Here is a 15,248-nt window from a genome sequence, read left to right as displayed (position 1 = left end):
CAGCGGGCGGTAGCCGGACGCCGTCATCGTGCAAGGGAGGTGACGAGCTCAGCGGGGGCGGTGAAAGGCGCTGTACAGGATCAGATGGCCCAGCAGCGCGCCGTGGGCGGCGGCGGGCCGGGGGCGAGGATCCGGCGGTGCGGTCCGCGCGGCCGGGGGCGCCTGATCGGTGGGTTCGCCGGGGTTCATCGGGATTCTCCTGTCGGACAAGGGCGAGGGGAGCGTGGTCCGGGTTTCCAGCGCTCCAGCTCGGGGACGAACGTGGAGCGGCCCGTCCGGATGGACGGGCCGCTCGGCGTGATCAGGGGCGTTTGCGCGGGGAGATCACCAGCACTATGCCGATGACGATCGCGGCGAGCACGACGATCCAACCGATCGGAATCATGCTGGTCGCGGGCCAGGACGCGGGGCCGACGAAGGCCCACGCGCTGACCGCGAGGGCCAGCAGACCCGCGATGAGCAGAGACGCGGCGGGGCCGCGGCGGGATTCGGTCGTGTTGTTCTTCTCGGTTTCAGCCACGCTGCACCTCCACGTTTCCGGCGCGGACGTCGATGTCGAGATCGAGCACCGGCGCGCCGGGAGTATTCGGACCGCTGATCCCGTCGACGCAGAGTGCCTCGGCCATGGTCGCCGTGCAGCGGGTGCGGACGGTCATGTCGGCGGGCAGCAGGACGCGGGCTTCGCCCATCCGGACGTCGAGGTCCAGGGCGCGGTTCTCGGTCAGTTTCACCGAGCGCAGGTCCAGCGTGCCCGAACCCATGGTCACCTTGTAGTTCGCCGCCAGGTCGGCGACGGAGGCCGGCGCCCAGTGGTGGTCGCCCATCGCGGCCTGGTCGAACTCGACCGGACCGACCGCGGAGGCGAGCAGCACGAACCCGGCGAGCGGCGCGGTGAGCACCAGCAAGCCGTAGCCGCGACGCAGGAACGCGCCGAGCACCAGGCCGAGACCGATCACCGCCAGCGCCGCCGCGGCGATCCGGCCGGGTGTCATCCACTCCACGCCCGAGGCCGCTGCCGCGCCCGCGCCTGCTGCCGCCAGGATGGCCAGGCCGATCACCACCGGCGTCAGGCGCGAGCGCGGGCGCTTCTGCGGCGGGGCCACGACGGTGCGGACGGGGGTGGGTTCCGGGAGGTCCCAGGCGAGCGGAGCGACGCCGAGCGGGTCCCAAGACGGTGGGATGGGGCCCCCGATGACCGCGGGGTGGGCGGCCACGGGTCGGTGCGGGTGCGGAGTGTGCCCCGGTCCGTCGGCGGCGTCTTTGCCGAGTGCGACCGGTGACGTTCTCGCGATGGGCGCGGCCGCCGGTTCGTGTGCGGCCGAATCGGCTGGGCCGCTGACGGCCGGTTCGGCTCGATCGCCGACCGTGCTGGGCGGACCGGCCTGGTCGCGGACAGCCGCGTCCGATCCGCTGTCGTCGTCGGCGGACGCGCTCGGTTCGAGCCCAGCAAGGGAGGTTGCCGACTTGTCCAGCACCACGGTTGCCGGTTCCTGCGCGTCTGCCGCGGGCTTGTTCAACGGGACCGTTGCCTCGTCGCCGGTCGCGGCGTGCACCGGTGTCTCGGGTACGTACGAATCCGGCAGCCTGGTGTACGGCGTGTACACGGCGGTCGGCGGCACGTACAGATCGCCGACGGTCCGGGTCGTTCCCGGCGGGAAGACCGCTCCGGGGTAGCCGGTGGCGGTGATCCCGCCGTCGGGGACGCATCCGCCGAACCCTTCGGCGGTACCGGGCGGCGGGTTGGGCGTGCGCAGGTGCAGCATCCACCAGCCCGCCAGCATCAGCGCGAGGCTGATCAGGCCGGATCCGCCGAGGCCGACGCCGACCGGGCCCATCGTGCTGACCGCGATGGCCAGCGCCACGATCAGCACGATGGTCTTGGTCTGTGACTGCGAGCTGGAGCCCTTGCCGACCAGCGACTCGGCCGCGGACGCCTGGTCGCCCACCGCGCTCAGCAGCAGCCAGGCCAGCAGGTAGAGCACGATGCCCGCCCCGCCGAAGATCGTCGAGACCACGAACGCGACGCGCACCAGCACCGGGTCGATCTCGTAGCGCCGCGCGAACCCGGCCGCGACGCCCGCCACCGGTCCCTGTCGCGGCAATCGGACCGGCCGGGTCTGCCATATCTGCTGGACCTGGTCGCCGAAGCTCGTTTTCGTCATGTTTCTCATGGTGTGCCCGACTCCCGTGTCGGCGCATCGGGGGGAACCCTGAAAAACCGCCTGAACACTTTGGACCGATCCACCGATGTAGCAATCATTCAGCTATGCGCGGCGGCTGGCGGCGCGCGGGCGTTTCGGCCTGGTCGCGGCGGGTGCCGTCCAGCAAGATCAGGGTGATTACCGATGGCTGGCAGCTGCGTAACCGTGCCAGTATCGAAGACATGTATCCGTCTGTTCCCGCGTTCGACACTCGGGGGTTCGACGCTGCCCGCGGGCCGGGACCCGCGCTCGCGCCGGTTCCCGGGCCGCCGCAGGTGCGGATGGTCCGCCGTTCCGGTGGCCGGATCGTCGGCGGGGTGGCGGGCGGTCTGGCCGACCATCTCGGCATCGACGTGTTCAAGGTGCGGATGGCGTTCGTGCTGCTGTCCGCGCTGGCCGGGGCGGGCATCATGGCGTACGGACTGCTCTGGATCTTCACTCCCGGCGGCACGGACCAGGTGAAACCGTCGGGGGCGGAGCGGCGGCAGGCGATCGGGCTCGCCATGCTCGGGCTCGGGCTCGCGGTCGCCGTGTCCTGGGTGTTCAGCGGGACCGCGGCGAAGGTGATCGCGCCGATCATCGTGGTCGCGGTCGGCGCGGCGCTGGTGTGGCGGGAGTACGACGTCGACGGGCCGCGTTCGCTGCTCGGGCTGCCCGCGCGGCCTTCGGTGGTGACCTGGTCGCGCATCGTCGCCGGGGCGACGCTGATCGTGGCAGGCCTCGGCGTGGTGGTGCTGGCGCGGATCGACCTGAGCTCGCTCGGATCGGCGCTGCTCGCGGTAGCGGTCACGCTGGTCGGCGCCGGACTGCTGACGGTTCCGCTGTGGCTGCGCATGATGCGCGCGCTGAACGCCGAGCGCGCCGCCCGCATCCGCAACGAGGAACGCGAGGAGATCGCCTCGCACCTGCACGATTCCGTGCTCCAGACGCTCGCCCTCATCCAGCGCCAGGCCGACGACCCGCAGGAGGTGCTGCGGCTGGCCCGCAGCCAGGAACGGGAACTGCGGAAATGGTTGTTCGAGGATTCCGGTCCGGCGCAGTCGAGCCTGGCCGCGGCCCTGCGGACCATCGCGGGCGAGGTGGAGGACCAGCACGGCGTGAAGGTGACGCCGGTGACCGTCGGCGACGTATCGATGGACGTCGACGGCTCCGGATCGGGTCTGCCCAAGGAACACTTCACCGCCCTGCTCGGCGCGAGCAGGGAAGCGCTGGTCAACGCCGCCAAGCACGCGGGTGTTCCGGAGATCGACCTGTTCGCCGAGGCCGAGCCGCACCAGGTGAGTGTCTTCGTCCGCGACCGCGGCTCGGGCTTCGACCTCGCGTCGGTGCCGGAAGACCGCCGCGGCCTGGCCAAATCCATCCGCGGCCGGATCGAGCGCCGCGGTGGTCAGGTGGACATCGTGTCGACGCCGGGCCGCGGCACCGAAGTCCGGATCACCGTGCCGCGCACCGACTCCGGTTGCCGGCTCCCGGACGAAGAGCCCGCTCGAGCTGCTCGCTAGTCGTCCCGACCCGATTGGTTCTCGCGGCTCCGTGGAGCGCGTGAGGTGTGTGCGGGATGGGTGTGGTACGGGTTGGGGGTCAAGGGTCAGTTAGGAGAAGTAGGTGGCCGTGCGGGTCTTTCTCGTCGATGATCACGCCGTTTTCCGGTCGGGTGTGCGTGCTGAGCTCAGCCGGGAGGCGGACATGGAGGTGGTCGGCGAGGCCGGCGGGGTGGCGGAGGCGGTGGCCGGGATCAACGCCGAGCGTCCGGACGTCGTCCTGCTCGACGTGCACATGCCCGACGGGGGCGGAGTCGCGGTGCTGGCCGGCATCGAGCCGGGGCCGGTGTGCCTGGCGCTGAGCGTGTCCGACGCGGCCGAGGACGTGATCGCGGTGATCCGGGCCGGCGCCAGAGGGTATGTGACCAAGACGATTTCGGGCGCCGAACTGGCCGACGGCATCCGCCGGGTGGCCGGTGGCGACGCGGTCTTCAGCCCGCGCCTGGCCGGCTTCGTCCTGGACTCGTTCACCGGGAAGTCCCCGGTACCCGAACCGCCCCTGGACCCCGAACTCGACTCCCTCACCCCGCGCGAGTTGGAGGTGCTGCGGCTGCTCGCTCGCGGCTACACCTATCGCGAGATCGCCGAAGCCCTCTTCATCTCGGTCAAGACCGTGGAAACGCACGCCTCCAACGTGTTGCGCAAAACCCAGCAGTCCAACCGCAACGCGCTGACCCGCTGGGCCCACCGCCGCCGCATCGACTGATCACGCCGCGCGGATCGTCGCGGCGCTTCGCATACGTGCGAGGACGTCAGAGGACGGCGACGATGATCGCGATGATGATGATCAGGCCGATCAGCAGGCCCACGGCGATGGCCAGGGGGGCGTTGCTCGGCTGCGGGTTCTTGGCGCGCTGCGCGGGCGGGGCCGCGGCCGCCCCAGCGAGGTTGCGGTGCGGGCGGGGGAGCGGCGTGGAGTGCGGGCTGCGGATCCCGGACGCCGAATTGCGCGCGGCCCAAGCCGGGATGGTTCCGTCCTCGGTGCGGACGGGCGCCCCGAGAATGTACGGTCCGGTGCCGGGGCCGAAAGCGGCGGTGAGGATTTCGTCCCGCGCCTCGGCCATGGTCGGCCGCCGCTGCGGCGCCGGTTCCAACATGTGCAGCAGCGCCTGGGTGAGCATGCCGCTGCGGGTCGGCGGGATGATCTGCGCCATGGCGGCGCGGTGCACGATGACGTCGCTGTCCTCGTCGAAACCGAACGGCGGCTGTCCTTCGATCGCGGTGTAGAGCGTGGCGCCGAGGGAGAACACGTCACTGGCCTTTGTCGGCTGTGCTCCACGCGCCACCTCAGGGGGCAGGTAGGAGGGGGTGCCGGTGATCACGCCGTCCGGTTCGTCGGATGCCTCGCCCGCACCGCGAGAGATGCCGAAGTCGCTGAGTTTCGCCATGCCCAGGCCGGGGCCGCGGTCGGCGACGAGGATGTTGCCCGGTTTGATGTCCCGGTGCACGATGCCGACCGCGTGTGCGGCGGCCAGCGCGTCGGCGACCTGGGCGCCGATCTGCGCGACCTCGATCGGCGGCAGCGTGTCGACCAGCGCGAGTGCCTTCGCGACACTGCGCGAGGGTAGGTGCTCCATCACCAGCCAGGGTTCACCGGCCTCGAGCACCACGTCGTACACGGCGATCGCGTGGTCGTGCGAGAGCTTCGCGGCGACCCGGCCCTCGTGCATGATCTGGTTGCGGACCGCCTCGGCTTCCTCCTCATCGAGCCCGGCCGTGGTGAGCACCTGCTTGATCGCGACGTCCCGGTCGAGCAGGCGGTCGTGCGCCAACCAGACCGCGCCCATACCGCCGCCACCCAGCTTCGACTGGAGGCGGTAGCGGCCTGCGACGAGGTATTGGGGGCCGACAGTGGGACGAGCGCGTTCGGTCACGGTGCGAGGGTAGCGGAAAATGGGGCTAGCTGGCCTGATTCGTGTTCGCGCACGCGAGGGACATGCGCACGAATCGCGCGCCGCGCCCGCCCTCGGACTCTCGGTTCGGATGCGTGCCGTCCACCATACCGATAAACGGGGGCTGGACGGCGTAGCCAGGCGCACGCCGCGTTCTCGGTCGTGCCTCGCATCGGCCCATGTCACTGCGCAAGGGGAGCCGCGGCCGCGACACTCGGCCGGAACGCTTGACGAAACCTGGGGGTCGGTTTCTACTGAGTCTGTATCGAACGTATATTCGATACCGATCGATAGCTGAATCGGTGCTGCCGCTCGAATCGTGAGGGCCGCTCCGCATGCTTCGCCTCGGGTCCATCGTGGGAAGTAGGTGGTTGAGATGGGTTCGGATGCGATGTCGCAGGGAGGGGTGGATCGGGACGCGCTGCTGCGCGGTGGCGGGCGGCAGGGCGCTCCCACGCTGGATGAGCTGCGCAGACGCATGGCGGCGGTGCCGGGGCGCGGTGAATCGGCAGCGCAGCGCGTCCCGCTCGACAGCGGTTCGCGGAAAGCGGCGTTGCCGGTGCCCGCGGCGCTCGCTCCGCTGTTGCCCGATGGTGGCTTGAGCAAGGGTTCCGTCGTGGCGTACACGGGTGCGAGTTCGCTGCTGGCTGGCCTGCTGGCCGCGGTGACCGAGAGCGGTGGGCATGCCGCGGTGGTCGGCATGCCTCGGCTCGGTCTGCTGGCCGCGGTGGAAATGGGGGCGCAACTGCGGCGGCTGGCCGTGATCAGCGATCCCGGCCCCGATCCGGTGGAGGTGGCCGCGGTTCTGCTCGACGGGCTCGATCTGGTCGTGCTCGGGCTCGGCGGCGGCGCCGTCGCGCCCGCCCGCAGCCGGGTGATCGCGGCCCGCGCCCGTAACAAGGGCGCCACCCTCGTGGTCGCCGACGGTCGCTGGCCCGGCGCGTCCCTTCAGCTCGACGCCCGCGTCGCGGGCTACACCGGTCTCGGCCGCGGGCGCGGACGCTTGCGCTCGCTCGGCTTGACCGTCGAGGTGCGGGGCAAGGCGGGACCACCCCGGCGCGGACGGCTGGATCTGTGCCCGAATGCGGGTCGCGTGGAATGGGTACTGCGCGAAAAGGCGGCTCGGCCAGTGGAAGCCACCGATACCCAGGAGGCGGTGTCGTGAGCGCGGCTGAGGAAGGCAGCGCGTCGCCGTGATCCGGCCGGGGTCGAAGCGGGTGCTGGCCCTGTGGTGCCCGGACTGGCCCGCGGTCGCCGCTGCGGCGATGGCGGGGCTGCCCGCGACGCGGCCGGTGGCGGTGCTGTTCGCCAACCGGGTGGTGGCCTGTTCGGCCATCGCACGAGCCGAAGGGGTGCGCCGCGGCCTGAAGCGCAGAGAGGCGCAGGCGCGGTGCCCGGAGTTGTTTCTCGCGCAACAAGACCCGGATCGGGACGCGCGGCTGTTCGAACCGGTGGTCGCGGCGGTGGCCGCGACGGTGCCCGGCGTGGAGGTGCTGCGTCCCGGATTGCTCGTGCTCGGCGCGCGCGGTGCGGCGCGATTCTTCGGGTCCGAGGAGGCGGCGGCCGAGCGCCTGGTCGACGCGGTGGCCGCGGCAGGGGCCGAAGCGCAGATCGGGATCGCCGACGAGCTGTCCACGGCGGTGATCGCCGCCCGGCGCGCCGCGGTCGTGCCCGTGGGCGCCGGAGCGCGGTTTCTCGCGCCGCTGCCGGTGGGGGAACTCGCGGTCGAGCCGAGCCTGGCCGCCCCGGAACGGGCCGACCTGGTCGACCTGCTGCACCGCTTGGGCTTGCGCCGGATCGGTGATTTCGCCGCGCTTTCCGCGGCGGAGGTCGCCTCCCGGTTCGGGACCGACGCGGTGCTGGCGTATCGCTGTGCCAGGGCCGAGCCGGAGCGCCCGCCCTCCGCGCGGCAGCCGCCGCCGGATCTGGTGGCGGAGTACCGCTGCGATCCCCCGATCGAGCGGGTCGACGCGGCCGCCTTCGCCGGACGCCTGCTCGCCACCCGGCTGCACAGCGCGCTCGCGGACGCCGGGCTGGCCTGCACCAGGCTCTCGGTGCACGCGGAAACCGCGGCGGGGGAGGATCTTTCGCGGATCTGGCGATGTGCGGAGCCGCTCACGCCGGAGGGCACGGCGGACCGGGTGCGCTGGCAGCTGGACGGCTGGCTCACCCGGCGCGACGGCGCGCGGCCCACCGCGCCGATCACCGTGCTGCGGCTGGAACCTGTCGAGGTGGTCACGGCGGGCGCACTGCAACTCGGGTTGTGGGGCGGGGCCGGGGAAGAGGACGATCGCGCGCGCCGGGCGCTGATCCGGGTGCAAGGGCTGCTCGGCGGGGAAGCGGTGCGGGTCGGCGTGCTCAGCGGCGGACGCGGACCCGCCGAACGCATCACCATGGTCGCGCTGGGTGACGAACTCGTCCCCGCGGCCGACCCCGCGCAGCCCTGGCCGGGCCGGCTGCCCGAGCCGGCCCCCGCCGTGCTCCTGCTGAACCGTCCACCGGTGCGGCTGGAAGCCGCCGACGGCGCGCTCGTCAAAGTCACCGATCGCGCCATGTTCGACGCCGACCCCGTCCTGCTGCGCTGGGGAAGCAGGCAGTGGCGGCTGACCGGCTGGGCGGGACCGTGGCCGGTGGACGAGCGCTGGTGGGCCCCCGATTCGGACGACACGGAGTTCACCGCCCGCGCACAGGTCCAACTCGACGACGCCCCCGCCGCCGACAAGGTCCTGCTGCTGGTCTACCACGACGAAACCTGGCGCGCCGAGGGACTTTACGACTGACCGGCCCCAGTGCGCGCCACAGCGGAATCGTGTGATCGGCTCCAGTCACTCTTGGCGGGACCACACCGTCGCCAAGGTGAACGGATGTCCGCGCAGGGCGGCCCATTTCGGCTTGCGCGCCAGCCACGCGTCGTCCACCACTGCCTCGGCGACTTCGGTGAGGGCCCACCCGGCGGCCAGGCCCGCCGACAGGTGCTCGCTGATCAGGTGCAGATGCGTGCTGATCGCCACCGGCTCGCCGGAGGGATCGGTGTAGTGCGTCGGCATTCCGGACACCATGATGAATTGCGGGTGATAGCTGACCAGAACGCAGCGCGCGCCCGGTGCGGCGAGGCGCCACGCCTCCGCGTAGAACGGCGCCAACTCCGGGAGGTGCTCATCGATCAGCGAGGCGATCACCAGGTCGTAAGCGCCCTCCGGCAGGCCGGTGGCCCGCACGTCCGCTCGGGTCAGCGTGGTGTGGGCGCCGCGTTCGGCGGCCAATGCCAGCATTCCCTGGCTCACGTCCACCCCGTCGATGTGCGTGATTCCGCGCTCGCGCAACCAAGTTCCGGTTCGCCCGGTGCCGCAGCCGAGGTCGGCCGCGCGCCGCACTCGGCCGAGGTCCAGTCGCAGTCGGCCGAGCAGCGCGAGATCCATCTCGTCCAGGACAGTCTGCTCGTAGGTGGGCGCCCACCCGTCGTATCCCGTGGCGACGTCGACGGTGCGGTAGTCGCGGCGGTCGAAATCGGCGAAGGAGGGCATGCCGCGAGTATTGTTCCGAGCCGGCTCCCGCGCCAGGCATTTACCGGGCCGCTCGAAACATCTTCGGCCGCGCGGGAGTTCACGAATTACGGGTGCATGCGCCACTCGTACCGCATTTTTCACCGGCGGGTGATCCGTGCTACACCGCGCGGGTCGAGTGCATAACAGCCGGTATTCTCGTTCGTCGTGGATCTGACGGTGGCCCAAGTGGCTTTCGGCGACGTGCGGATCGCCTATCGGGATTCGGGTGTGGGCGCGGTCAGCGACATTCCCGTGCTGCTGGTGCACGGCATGGGCGGCGACGGGCACACCTGGGACCGGTTCGCGCGTGTCCTGGTGCAATCCGGACGTCGTGTGATCATCCCCGACCTCCGCGGACACGGCCGCAGCTCGCACACCGATTCCTATCTCTTCGACGATTTCGGCGACGATCTGCTGCGCCTCTGCGACCAACTGGAGTTGCCCTCGGTGGATCTGGTCGGGCATTCGCTCGGCGGCTACGCGGTGTCGCGCGTGGCGCAGGAGCGGCCGGGGCTGGCGCGCAGGCTGGTCATCGAGGAGTGTCCGCTCCCGTTGCAGTCCGGCGCCGAGGAATTGCGCCTGACCCGCCGCTTCCCCACCGTGCCCGAACTGTGGCACGCCACCTCCAGCCTGGTCCGGCACCCGCGTGCGGTGCTCGCGTTCGACCGCTCCATGACGAAGACGGCGCTCGAGCAGTTCCGCAAGCCGAACCCGGAGTGGTGGGACCGGCTCTCCGACATCACCGCACCCACCTTGCTGTTGTGCGGCGGACCGGGCGGCATGGTGGATCCGGACAAGCTCCCCGTCTTGCGGGCCGGTCTCCCCGACTGCACGGTGACCACGTTCACCTGCGGTCACAGCATCCATCGCGATCGCTACCGGGAGTTCGCCGCGGCCGTCCGGCCGTTCCTGGCGGGCTGACGGGGTGCGTGGCATCCGGAGCTAGCGCCGAACGCGCGGCTTACGCGCTCGTCCTGCTTCTCGGTACGAGACCACCGGGTTCACCAGTGCGTGCCGGGCACCCATCGGGCGGCGCGCCGCAAGGCCGTGCCCGTGACCCGCCGCGCCGCCGATCGGGGCCGTCGCGGGGGAAGCGCATCAGCTGGTTCGGCCGTTTCGTCGTCGAGCGCGGTTTGCTCGCCCTTGGCCGCGGGGGAGTCGGGCAGGGAGCGGTAGTAGCGGTGCAGGACGCGGTCGCGGATCTTCGGGGTGAGCAGGGCGCCGTACTCGGCGATGGTGCCCAGCGGAACGTCGATGCGTTTGGGCCGTTCGATCAGCGCGCGCACAATGGTCGCCGCCGCCCACTCGGGGGACTCGGCGGGGCCCTGATCGCCACTCGGGACGATCATCGGCGTGCGCACCAGCGGCAGGTGGATGGTGGTGAACGTGACGCCGTCGGCCATGGTCTCCACGGCCGCCACCTCGGTGAACTTGTCCAGCGCCGCCTTGCTCGCCAGGTATGCCGAGAAACGCGGCGTGGCCATCTGCACCCCGGCGCTGCTGATGTTCACGATGTGCCCGAACTTGCGTTCCCGCATCTGCGGCAGCAGGGCCAGCGTCAGCCGCAGCGCACCGAAGTAGTTGACGGCCATGGTGCGCTCGAAGTCGTGCAGCCGGTCGGTGGAGCGGTGGATGGCGCGGCGGATCGAGCGGCCCGCGTTGTTCACCAGCATGTCCACCTGGCCGTGTTCGTCCAGGATGCTCTTGACGACGTGGTCGACGGAGTCGGAATCGGTGATGTCGCAGGCGTACCCGTGGGCCGAGCCGCCCGCGGCCCTGATCTCGTCGACCACGGCGGCGAGTTCGTCGCCGCGGCGCGCGAGCAGGAACACCGTGGCGCCCTTGCTCGCGATGGCCACCGCCGCCGCCCGGCCGATGCCGGAGGACGCTCCGGTGATGAGGACGTGCCGTCCGGTGAGGTCGCGGTTGCGGCGCCGGGCGGGCTCAGCGGCTGCGTCGGTCATCGCTGCTCCTTTGCAGGTCTGGTGGCCAAGAACTTACTCCGAAGTAAGTTAACTGCCAAGTGGTCCTGGTCACAGGCCGGGAATGCCTGTTCCCGCCGCTGTGGCGCGTCGCCCGCTGCGGCGGGCGTGTTCGAGAACCGCACGGGCGTGGGGGTTTCCGGGCGCGGGAAACGCATCGAACAACGCTCGAAACGTTCGAACATATGTGCGATACTCGGCGCATGTCGGACGATCGGATGGCGGAGGTGTTTGCCGCGGTGCGGCTCGGTGGCGTCGACCCCGCGGCGGGGCGACGGGCGTTGGAGAAGCTCTGGGACGAACTCGGCGAACACGGCGGAGCATTGCAACGCTGTGTGGTCGCACATCATCTCGCCGACCTTCAGGAGAATGCCGCCGAGGCGCTGCGCTGGGATCAGCGCGCGCTGGCGGCGGTGTTCGGGCCCGGCGTGCCGCTGGACGAAGGTCTGCGCGGCTTCCTGCCGTCGCTCTATCTGAACCTGGCCGACAGTCATCGCCGGGTCGGCGAGTTCGAAGTGGCCCGGATGCAATTGGCCATCGCTCGCGGGCATCTCGACGTCCTGGCCTCCGATGCCTACGGCGCGCTCATTCGGGGTCGTCTACAGGGCGTCGAGGCCGCCCTGGCCGCGGGGTCCGTCGAACGGCTTCGGGCGTCCTGACCTGCCTGTACTTCCTCCGGCTTCGAATGTATGTTCGAGGCGAGGAGGTGAAGTCGTGGGCTGGAGCGACGGTCCGCCCAGCTGGGCGGAGATGGAGCGGGTGCTGTCCGGGCGGGCGAACCCCGGCGCGAGGTATCCGGGCGACGGCGGCGACAGCCCGGCGTGGTCACGTAAACGCGAGGAGTACCGGCCCGAGCCGGTACGCCGAGCCGAGGGGCCGTCGGTCCCGTACGCGGAGCTACACACGCACTCGGCCTACAGCTTCCTGGACGGGGCGAGCCATCCGGAGGAACTGGTGGAGGAGGCGGTGCGGCTCGGCTTGGCGGCGATCGCGCTCACCGACCACGACGGCTTCTACGGCACCGTCCGCTTCGCCGAGGCGGCCAGGGAATGGGGGATGCCCACCGTCTTCGGCGCCGAACTGTCCCTCGGCACGGCACTCGAGCCGCGCGTTCCCGGCGCCGAACGCGGGCACGCCGCCGCCCCCGACTCGGCGCCGCGCACCGGAGCGCCGGACCCGGCCGGGCCGCACCTGCTGGTGCTGGCCCGCGGCCAGGAGGGCTACCGCAGGCTGTCTCGCGAGATCGCCGCCGCCCACATGGCCGCGGGCGAGAAAGGCATCCTGCGCTACGACCTCGATACGCTCAGCGCGGCGGCCGAAGGACACTGGCACATCCTGACCGGATGCCGGAAGGGACACCTGCGCCAAGCCCTCGAACTGGACCTGCGCGCGGGAAGCACCCGGCTGGAGCGGGCGGAGGCCGCGCTGCGCGAGCTGACCGACCGCTTCGGCGCCGACCGGGTGAGCGTGGAACTCACCCACCACGGCGTCCCGGAGGACGACGAGCGCAACGCCCACCTCATCACCTTGGCCGACCGCCTCGGCCTCCCCGTGCTCGCCACCACCGGAGCGCACTTCGCCGCACCGAGCCAGCGCCGCCGAGCCATGGCGCTCGCGGCGATCCGGGCCAGGCAGAGCCTGGACGAGATGGCGGGCTGGCTGGCCCCCGCGGGCGGCGCGCACCTGCGATCCGGGGCGGAAATGGCGCGGTTGTTCGCCGACTGCCCGCAGGCGGTGGCGAACGCGGCGGCCCTGGCCCGCGAATACGCTTTCGATCTGCAGCTGATCGCCCCCCACCTGCCGCCGTTCGACGTGCCCGCGGGGCACGACGAGCAATCCTGGCTGCGCGAACTCACCCTGACCGGCGCCGCGGCGCGCTACGGCTCCCCCGAGGAGAACCCGGAGGCCTACCGGCAGATCGAGCACGAACTCGCGGTGATCAACGACCTGGAGTTCCCCGGCTACTTCCTGGTGGTGCACGACATCGTCAGCTTCTGCAAGGACAACGACATCCTCTGCCAGGGCCGCGGTTCGGCGGCCAACTCGGCGGTCTGCTACGCGATCGGCATCACCAACGTCGATCCGGTACGCAACCAGCTGCTGTTCGAGCGTTTCCTCTCCCCGGAGCGCGACGGTCCGCCGGACATCGATGTCGACATCGAATCCGACCGCCGCGAAGAAGCGATCCAGCACGTCTACCGCAAGTACGGCCGCGAGTACGCCGCGCAGGTGGCCAACGTGATCACCTATCGCGGCAAGTCCGCGGTGCGCGATGCCGCACGGGCGCTGGGGTTCTCGCCCGGCCAGCAGGACGCGTGGAGCAAGCAGGTGAGCCGCTGGACGGGCGTCGGCGCCGAGACGAACACCGGCATCCCCGCCGAGGTGCTGGAACTGGCCGCCGAGATCGAGGGGCTGCCCAGGCATCTGGGCATCCACTCCGGCGGCATGGTGATCTGCGACCGGCCGATCGCCGACGTCTGCCCGGTGGAATGGGCGCGCATGTCCGGTCGCAGCGTCCTGCAATGGGACAAGGACGATTGCGCCGCCATCGATCTGGTGAAGTTCGACATGCTCGGCCTCGGCATGCTCTCCGCCCTGCACTACATGATCGACCTGGTGCGCGAGCACAAGGGCGAGACCGTCGAGCTGCACTCGCTCGACCTGGCCGAACCCGAGGTCTACGCGATGCTTTCGCGCGCCGACTCGGTGGGCGTCTTCCAGGTCGAGTCTCGCGCGCAGATGGCCACCCTGCCCCGGCTGCGACCACGCAGCTTCTACGACCTGGTGGTCGAGGTGGCGCTGATCCGCCCCGGTCCGATCCAGGGCGGGTCGGTGCACCCCTACATCCGCAGGCGCAACGGCGTGGAGGACATCGTCTACGACCATCCGGCGCTGAAGAATTCGCTGGAGCGCACGCTCGGTGTGCCGCTGTTCCAGGAGCAGCTCATGCAGATGGCCGTCGACGTCGCAGGCTTCACGGCCGTCGAGGCCGATCAGCTGCGCCGCGCCATGGGTTCCAAGCGGTCCCCGGAACGCATGGAGCGCCTCAAAGACCGGCTCTATCAGGGCATGCGCGAGCGGCACGGCATCACCGGCGAGGTGGCCGACCGCATCTACGAGAAGCTCTACGCTTTCGCGAATTTCGGCTTCCCGGAAAGCCATTCGCAGAGCTTCGCCTCGATCGTGTACTACTCGTCCTGGTTCAAACTGCACCATCCCGCCGCCTTCTGCGCGGGTCTGCTGCGCGCCCAGCCGATGGGTTTCTACTCGCCGCAGTCCCTGGTCGCCGACGCGCGCAGGCACGGAGTCGCGGTGCACGGCCCCGATGTCAACGCCAGCCGCGCCGAAGCCACCCTGGAGGCGGCGGGCACCGAGGTGCGCTTGGGTCTGGCCGCGGTCCGGCAGATCGGCGAGGAGCTCGCCGAACGCATCGTCGCCGCCAGAGGGGAGCGGCCCTACACGTCCTTCCTCGACCTCACCGGCCGGGTGGAACTCACTGTCGCCCAAGCGGAATCCCTCGCCACGGCGGGCGCGCTCGGCAGCCTCGGCGTCACCCGCCGCGAAGCGCTCTGGGCGGCGGGCGCCGCCGCGGGCGAGCGCCCGGACCGGCTGCCCGGTACCGGCGCGGCCACCACCGCGCCCACCCTGCCCGGGATGAGCGATCTGGAGACCGCCGCCGCCGACGTCTGGGCCACGGGAGTCTCACCCGGCAGCTATCCGACCCAGTTCCTGCGCCCGCGTCTGGATGCCCTCGGCGTCCTTCCGGCCTCGAGCCTGCTGCAGGTGCCCGACGGCTCCCGTGTCCTGGTGGGCGGCGCGGTGACGCACCGGCAGCGTCCCGCCACCGCGGAGGGCGTCACCTTCCTCAACCTGGAGGACGAGACGGGCATGGTGAACATCGTCTGCTCGCTGGGGCTGTGGCGGCGTTACCGGAGCCTCGCCCAGGGCGCTGCCGCCCTGCTCATCCGCGGCCGGGTGCAGAATGCCGAGGGCGTGGTCAGCGTGGTCGCCGAACATCTGCAGCGGATGGATCTGCGGATGGTGTCCAAGTCGCGCGACTTCCGTTGAGCGAGTGCTTTAGAGAAGT

Annotated in this window: 13 protein-coding genes; 7 read left to right on the top strand and 6 right to left on the bottom strand. The window is 71.1% G+C overall.

All coding sequences use genetic code 11. From position 1 onward, the window contains the following. Positions 1-48: 48 nt before the first annotated feature. The 3 genes from LTT66_RS07045 to LTT66_RS07035 all read right to left on the bottom strand — a co-directional run bounded on the left by LTT66_RS07045 (position 49) and on the right by LTT66_RS07035 (position 2,171). Positions 49-189 carry a hypothetical protein gene (locus LTT66_RS07045; RefSeq protein ID WP_233065331.1) on the bottom strand — a complete coding sequence of 47 codons (141 nt, stop codon included), beginning with the start codon at positions 187-189 and terminating at the stop codon, positions 49-51. 112 nt (positions 190-301) lie between these two features. Next, the gene (locus LTT66_RS07040) at positions 302-520 is read right to left on the bottom strand and encodes a hypothetical protein (protein ID WP_181722491.1); all 219 of its coding nucleotides are present in this window, start codon (positions 518-520) and stop codon (positions 302-304) included. Next, complete coding sequence (locus tag LTT66_RS07035) at positions 513-2,171, bottom strand: PspC domain-containing protein (RefSeq protein ID WP_456299734.1); 1,659 nt, start codon at positions 2,169-2,171, stop codon at positions 513-515. The genes LTT66_RS07040 and LTT66_RS07035 overlap by 8 nt, the downstream gene beginning before the upstream one ends. Positions 2,172-2,482: 311 nt before the next feature. Between LTT66_RS07035 and LTT66_RS07030 the strand changes: the two genes are divergently transcribed. Next, positions 2,483-3,703 (top strand): ATP-binding protein, encoded by a 1,221-nt coding sequence (locus LTT66_RS07030; protein WP_228820460.1) that lies wholly within the window; start codon positions 2,483-2,485, stop codon positions 3,701-3,703. Between the two features lie 109 nt (positions 3,704-3,812). Continuing rightward, on the top strand, positions 3,813-4,448 hold the full coding sequence (locus tag LTT66_RS07025) for a response regulator (RefSeq protein ID WP_195033003.1): 636 nt from the start codon (positions 3,813-3,815) through the stop codon (positions 4,446-4,448). 46 nt (positions 4,449-4,494) lie between these two features. Here the strand turns inward: LTT66_RS07025 and LTT66_RS07020 are convergent, their stop codons facing one another. Beyond that, a complete protein-coding gene (locus LTT66_RS07020) occupies positions 4,495-5,616 on the bottom strand; it encodes a serine/threonine-protein kinase (protein WP_233065325.1) in 1,122 nt (373 codons plus the stop codon). A 394-nt stretch (positions 5,617-6,010) separates the two neighbouring features. Here LTT66_RS07020 and LTT66_RS07015 point away from each other — a divergent pair, with 394 nt between their 5' ends. Next, positions 6,011-6,799 carry a hypothetical protein gene (locus LTT66_RS07015; protein ID WP_408638753.1) on the top strand — a complete coding sequence of 263 codons (789 nt, stop codon included), beginning with the start codon at positions 6,011-6,013 and terminating at the stop codon, positions 6,797-6,799. Between the two features lie 100 nt (positions 6,800-6,899). Continuing rightward, positions 6,900-8,414, top strand: coding sequence for a DNA polymerase Y family protein (locus LTT66_RS07010; protein ID WP_233069050.1), 1,515 nt, complete (start codon positions 6,900-6,902; stop codon positions 8,412-8,414). Between the two features lie 45 nt (positions 8,415-8,459). Here the strand turns inward: LTT66_RS07010 and LTT66_RS07005 are convergent, their stop codons facing one another. Continuing rightward, entirely contained in the window at positions 8,460-9,158 is a 699-nt protein-coding gene (locus LTT66_RS07005; protein WP_233065323.1) for a class I SAM-dependent DNA methyltransferase, read from the bottom strand. A 186-nt stretch (positions 9,159-9,344) separates the two neighbouring features. Between LTT66_RS07005 and LTT66_RS07000 the strand changes: the two genes are divergently transcribed. Further along, on the top strand, positions 9,345-10,100 hold the full coding sequence (locus tag LTT66_RS07000; protein ID WP_233065321.1) for an alpha/beta fold hydrolase: 756 nt from the start codon (positions 9,345-9,347) through the stop codon (positions 10,098-10,100). Between the two features lie 80 nt (positions 10,101-10,180). Here the strand turns inward: LTT66_RS07000 and LTT66_RS06995 are convergent, their stop codons facing one another. Further along, a complete protein-coding gene (locus tag LTT66_RS06995) occupies positions 10,181-11,143 on the bottom strand; it encodes an SDR family NAD(P)-dependent oxidoreductase (protein ID WP_233065319.1) in 963 nt (320 codons plus the stop codon). Between the two features lie 221 nt (positions 11,144-11,364). On the opposite strand from LTT66_RS06995, the gene LTT66_RS06990 reads away from it, so the two are divergent. Both LTT66_RS06990 and LTT66_RS06985 read left to right on the top strand, forming a co-directional pair. Further along, complete coding sequence (locus tag LTT66_RS06990; RefSeq protein ID WP_181725556.1) at positions 11,365-11,820, top strand: hypothetical protein; 456 nt, start codon at positions 11,365-11,367, stop codon at positions 11,818-11,820. A 55-nt stretch (positions 11,821-11,875) separates the two neighbouring features. After that, positions 11,876-15,229: an error-prone DNA polymerase gene (locus LTT66_RS06985; RefSeq protein ID WP_233065317.1), complete on the top strand. Its 3,354-nt coding sequence runs from the start codon at positions 11,876-11,878 to the stop codon at positions 15,227-15,229. Positions 15,230-15,248: the final 19 nt, after the last annotated feature.

The sequence above is a fragment of the Nocardia gipuzkoensis genome (assembly GCF_021183645.1).
Taxonomy (GTDB): domain Bacteria; phylum Actinomycetota; class Actinomycetes; order Mycobacteriales; family Mycobacteriaceae; genus Nocardia; species Nocardia abscessus.
The sequence above is the reverse complement of the archived record's forward strand: the minus strand, read 5'-3'. Positions and strand labels throughout refer to the sequence as shown.

Excerpts from the sequence above, each read along its gene's own strand:
- LTT66_RS06990 (WP_181725556.1), top strand. The coding sequence starts at position 11,365 with ATGTCGGACGATCGGATGGCGGAGGTGTTTGCCGCGGTGCGGCTCGGT.
- LTT66_RS06995 (WP_233065319.1), bottom strand. The coding sequence starts at position 11,143 with ATGACCGACGCAGCCGCTGAGCCCGCCCGGCGCCGCAACCGCGACCTC.
- LTT66_RS07045 (WP_233065331.1), bottom strand. The coding sequence starts at position 189 with ATGAACCCCGGCGAACCCACCGATCAGGCGCCCCCGGCCGCGCGGACC.
- LTT66_RS07035 (WP_456299734.1), bottom strand. The coding sequence starts at position 2,171 with ATGAGAAACATGACGAAAACGAGCTTCGGCGACCAGGTCCAGCAGATA.
- LTT66_RS07005 (WP_233065323.1), bottom strand. The coding sequence starts at position 9,158 with ATGCCCTCCTTCGCCGATTTCGACCGCCGCGACTACCGCACCGTCGAC.
- LTT66_RS07010 (WP_233069050.1), top strand. The coding sequence starts at position 6,900 with ATGGCGGGGCTGCCCGCGACGCGGCCGGTGGCGGTGCTGTTCGCCAAC.
- LTT66_RS07030 (WP_228820460.1), top strand. The coding sequence starts at position 2,483 with ATGGTCCGCCGTTCCGGTGGCCGGATCGTCGGCGGGGTGGCGGGCGGT.
- LTT66_RS07015 (WP_408638753.1), top strand. The coding sequence starts at position 6,011 with ATGGGTTCGGATGCGATGTCGCAGGGAGGGGTGGATCGGGACGCGCTG.